Annotated in this window: 3 rRNA genes; all 3 read right to left on the bottom strand. The window is 55.4% G+C overall.

Annotated elements, in window-relative coordinates:
- Positions 1–67: 67 nt before the first annotated feature.
- Positions 68–184, bottom strand: a 5S ribosomal RNA gene (gene rrf / locus CIK71_RS10050).
- Positions 185–301: 117 nt separating this feature from the next.
- Positions 302–3,366 (bottom strand): 23S ribosomal RNA (locus tag CIK71_RS10045).
- A 378-nt stretch (positions 3,367–3,744) separates the two neighbouring features.
- Positions 3,745–5,263 (bottom strand): 16S ribosomal RNA (locus tag CIK71_RS10040).
- Together the 16S, 23S and 5S rRNA genes form the textbook arrangement of a ribosomal RNA operon.
- Between the last annotated feature and the right edge of the window lie 130 nt (positions 5,264–5,393).

Raw genomic sequence — 5,393 nt, 5'->3', positions numbered from 1 at the left:
TGAAAAAAGGGAGTGGGAGGAGCGAAACCCGTGAAGGTCTCCAGCTCACTCCCACTCCCACAAAGATGTCCGGCGGCGACCTACTCTCCCACACCCTTCCGAGTGCAGTACCATCGGCGCAATCGAGCTTAGCTTCCGGGTTCGGAATGGAACCGGGCGTTTCCTCGACGCTATGACCGCCGTAACACGACGAGACTCAACCAGACCTCAACACCCACCACCCCCTACGGGACGATCAGTGTTCAGGAGTTGTTTCTCCAGAACCACACAGTGGACGCGAACAGCAGCAAACAAAAAATGTGTTGTTAAGTCATCGGCCATTAGTACCAGTCAGCTCCACACGTTGCCGTGCTTCCACATCTGGCCTATCAACCCAGTCATCTACTGGGGGCCTCTCACACCCGAAGGTGTATGGATATCTCATCTTGAAGCAGGCTTCCCGCTTAGATGCTTTCAGCGGTTATCCCTTCCCAACGTAGCCAACCAGCCATGCTCTTGGCAGAACAACTGGCACACCAGAGGTCAGTCCATCCCGGTCCTCTCGTACTAGGGACAGGACTTCTCAAATATCCAACGCGCGCAGCGGATAGGGACCGAACTGTCTCACGACGTTCTAAACCCAGCTCGCGTACCGCTTTAATAGGCGAACAGCCTAACCCTTGGGACCAACTCCAGCCCCAGGATGCGACGAGCCGACATCGAGGTGCCAAACCATGCCGTCGATATGAGCTCTTGGGCAAGATCAGCCTGTTATCCCCGGGGTACCTTTTATCCGTTGAGCGACACCCATTCCACAATGGAGTGCCGGATCACTAGTTCCTGCTTTCGCACCTGCCCGACATGTCTGTCTCGCAGTCAAGCTCCCTTGTGCACTTACACTCAACACCTGATTGCCAACCAGGCTGAGGGAACCTTTGAGCGCCTCCGTTACTCTTTAGGAGGCAACCGCCCCAGTTAAACTACCCATCAGACACTGTCCCTGATCCGGATCACGGACCGAGGTTAGGAATCCAAAACGACCAGAGTGGTATTTCAACAATGACTCCACACTCACTGGCGTGAATGCTTCCCAGTCTCCCACCTATCCTACACAAGCCGTTCCGAACACCAATATCAAACTATAGTAAAGGTCCCGGGGTCTTTCCGTCCTGCTGCGCGTAACGAGCATCTTTACTCGTAATGCAATTTCGCCGAGTTCGCGGTTGAGACAGTGGAGAAGTCGTTACGCCATTCGTGCAGGTCGGAACTTACCCGACAAGGAATTTCGCTACCTTAGGATGGTTATAGTTACCACCGCCGTTTACTGGGGCTTAAATTCTCAGCTTCGATCCGAAGATCTAACCGGTCCTCTTAACCTTCCAGCACCGGGCAGGCGTCAGTCCGTATACAGCGTCTTACGACTTCGCACGGACCTGTGTTTTTAGTAAACAGTCGCTTCTCCCTGGTCTCTGCGGCCCTCGGAGCTCTCACTCCTCGGGCCCCCCTTCTCCCGAAGTTACGGGGGCATTTTGCCGAGTTCCTTAACCACGATTCTCTCGAACGCCTTGGTATTCTCTACCTGATCACCTGAGTCGGTTTAGGGTACGGGCGACCGTATTCGTCACGCTGGAACTTTTCTTGGCAGTACAGGATCACTCACCTACGCCCATACGGGATCCCCATCACGTCTCACCCAATACGGCACCGCATTACCGGTGCTCGGGCTGCACGCTTAGACGGACTATTCCATTAAGTCCGCGGAAGCTACCTCTCTGCGTCATTCCTCGCGCTGACCTACTACAACCTTGGTTCCCAGCCTCACCAACCTCCACACCCCGAAGGGTATGGGGAAAGCTCGGGTGGTTAGCATCAGCTGCCTCGGTATGGGTCCTCCTACGATCGGTTCGGGAATATCAACCCGATGTCCATCGACTACGCCTGTCGGCCTCGCCTTAGGTCCCGACTAACCCAGGGCGGATAAACCTGGCCCTGGAACCCTTGATCAATCGGCGGACGGGTTTCTCACCCGTCTTTCGCTACTCATGCCTGCATTCTCACTCGTGCAGCCTCCACCACTGGGTTCCCCCGCGGCTTCGCTGGCTGCACGACGCTCCCCTACCCATCCAGACACAAAGTCTGAATGACACAGCTTCGGCGGTGTGCTTGAGCCCCGCTAAATTGTCGGCGCAGAATCACTTGACCAGTGAGCTATTACGCACTCTTTCAAGGGTGGCTGCTTCTAAGCCAACCTCCTGGTTGTCTCAGCAACTCCACATCCTTTTCCACTTAGCACACGCTTAGGGGCCTTAGCTGATGTTCTGGGCTGTTTCCCTCTCGACTATGAAGCTTATCCCCCACAGTCTCACTGCTACGCTCTCACGTACCGGCATTCGGAGTTTGGCTAAGGTCAGTAACCCGGTGGGGCCCATCGCCTATCCAGTGCTCTACCTCCGGCACGAAACACGTAACGCTGCACCTAAATGCATTTCGGGGAGAACCAGCTATCACGAAGTTTGATTGGCCTTTCACCCCTATCCACAGGTCATCCCCTCCATTTTCAACTGAAGTGGGTTCGCGCCTCCACGCGGTCTTACCCGCGCTTCACACTGCCCATGGATAGATCACTTCGCTTCGGGTCTAGAGCCGGCGACTGAACGCCCCGTTCAGACTCGCTTTCGCTACGGCTACCCCACACGGGTTAACCTCGCCACCGACCACTAACTCGCAGGCTCATTCTTCAAAAGGCACGCCGTCACCCCTCAAGGCTCCGACGGATTGTAAGCGCACGGTTTCAGGTACTATTTCACTCCCCTCCCGGGGTGCTTTTCACCTTTCCCTCACGGTACTTGTCCGCTATCGGTCAAGAAGTAGTATTCAGGCTTACCAGGTGGTCCTGGCAGATTCGCACCGGATTTCACGGGTCCGGTACTACTCGGGAACAGCGTCACGCCATGAACCAGTTTCGTCTACGGGGGTCACACCCTCTACGCCGTCGCACTCAACACGACTTCGACTACCAGAACACGTACACGTCGGACCGCCGGCAGACGACCCAGACACGTCCCACAACCCCTGACCTGCAACCCCTGCCGGGTATCACACAGACCAGGTTTAGCCTCCTCCGATTTCGCTCGCCACTACTCACGGAATCACTATTTGTTTTCTCTTCCTGAGGGTACTGAGATGTTTCACTTCCCCTCGTTCCCTCCACACCACCTATACATTCAGTGGCGGGTACCGCGACATGACTCGCGGTGGGTTTCCCCATTCGGACATCCTCGGATCACAGTTCGGTTGTCAACTCCCCGAGGCTTTTCGCAGACTCCCACGTCCTTCGTCGGCTCTTCTTGCCAAGGCATTCACCGTGCGCCCTTTAAAACTTAGGCAACACACAAAGACACAAAATCTTCAAAATTGCTTACAATGATGCTCGCGTCCACTATGTAGTTCTCAAGAAACAACCCCACACCAACACCAGCCCGCATACACGGCACCAGCATCAGGGAGGACCAGCCACACATCCCCGACTCCCCCAGCCACCACAGTGACCAAGCAAACCGAGAACTGCGTGCAGCCTCATAACCCAATAGCGTGTCTCCACCTCGAACCACCCGGCAACCCCTCGTTCCACACCCCCGAAGAGGTCGTACTAGAGAAGCCACACCGACTGGTGAAGCGCCTATCCGTTGATGTTCCACCCTTGAGCAACCACCCCCACCACACTCGGGCAGGAAAATGGCCACCATAATTGGTGATGCTCCTTAGAAAGGAGGTGATCCAGCCGCACCTTCCGGTACGGCTACCTTGTTACGACTTAGTCCCAATCACCGATCCCACCTTCGACAGCTCCCTCACGAGGATGGGCCACTGGCTTCGGGTGTTACCGACTTTCGTGACTTGACGGGCGGTGTGTACAAGGCCCGGGAACGTATTCACCGCAGCGTTGCTGATCTGCGATTACTAGCGACTCCGACTTCATGGGGTCGAGTTGCAGACCCCAATCCGAACTGAGGCCGGCTTTTTGGGATTCGCTCCACCTCACAGTTTCGCAACCCATTGTACCGACCATTGTAGCATGCTTGAAGCCCAAGACATAAGGGGCATGATGATTTGACGTCGTCCCCACCTTCCTCCGAGTTGACCCCGGCAGTCTCCCATGAGTCCCCGCCATTACGCGCTGGCAACATGGAACGAGGGTTGCGCTCGTTGCGGGACTTAACCCAACATCTCACGACACGAGCTGACGACAACCATGCACCACCTGTGAACCAGTCCGAAGAAAGCCACATTTCTGCAGCCGTCCGGTCCATGTCAAGCCTTGGTAAGGTTCTTCGCGTTGCATCGAATTAATCAGCATGCTCCGCCGCTTGTGCGGGCCCCCGTCAATTCCTTTGAGTTTTAGCCTTGCGGCCGTACTCCCCAGGCGGGGCACTTAATGCGTTAGCTACGGCGCGGAAAACGTGGAATGTCCCCCACACCTAGTGCCCAACGTTTACGGCATGGACTACCAGGGTATCTAATCCTGTTCGCTACCCATGCTTTCGCTTCTCAGTGTCAGTAATGGCCCAGAGACCTGCCTTCGCCATCGGTGTTCTTCCTGATATCTGCGCATTTCACCGCTACACCAGGAGTTCCAGTCTCCCCTACCACACTCTAGCCTGCCCGTACCCACCGCACGCCCGAGGTTGAGCCTCGGGTTTTCACGGCAGACGCGACAAGCCACCTACAAGCTCTTTACGCCCAATAATTCCGGACAACGCTTGCGCCCTACGTATTACCGCGGCTGCTGGCACGTAGTTAGCCGGCGCTTCTTCTGCAGGTACCGTCACTCTCGCTTCTTCCCTACTGAAAGAGGTTTACAACCCGAAGGCCGTCATCCCTCACGCGGCGTCGCTGCATCAGGCTTTCGCCCATTGTGCAATATTCCCCACTGCTGCCTCCCGTAGGAGTCTGGGCCGTGTCTCAGTCCCAGTGTGGCCGGTCGCCCTCTCAGGCCGGCTACCCGTCATCGTCTTGGTGAGCCATTACCTCACCAACAAACTGATAGGCCGCGAGTCCATCCCCCACCGAAAAACTTTCCAACAACCACCATGCGGCGGAAGTTCATATCCGGTATTAGCCACGATTTCTCGAAGTTATCCCGAAGTGGGGGGCAGGTTACTCACGTGTTACTCACCCGTTCGCCACTAATCAGACCGAGCAAGCTCGGTCGTCATCGTTCGACTTGCATGTGTTAAGCACGCCGCCAGCGTTCGTCCTGAGCCAGGATCAAACTCTCCATGAAAACATAGAAAAAATCCTGACAAACAACAAACAACCAGCATATAACTGCTGTATCATCCGTTAAAATTTGCCATCAAAATAATGGCATCAACAAACAGACACGCTATTGAGATATCAAACAACACGCGCAC

The organism is Brachybacterium alimentarium (assembly GCF_002332425.1).
In the GTDB taxonomy this organism is placed as follows: Bacteria; Actinomycetota; Actinomycetes; order Actinomycetales; family Dermabacteraceae; genus Brachybacterium; species Brachybacterium alimentarium.
This window is presented reverse-complemented; position numbering and strand designations above follow the sequence as displayed.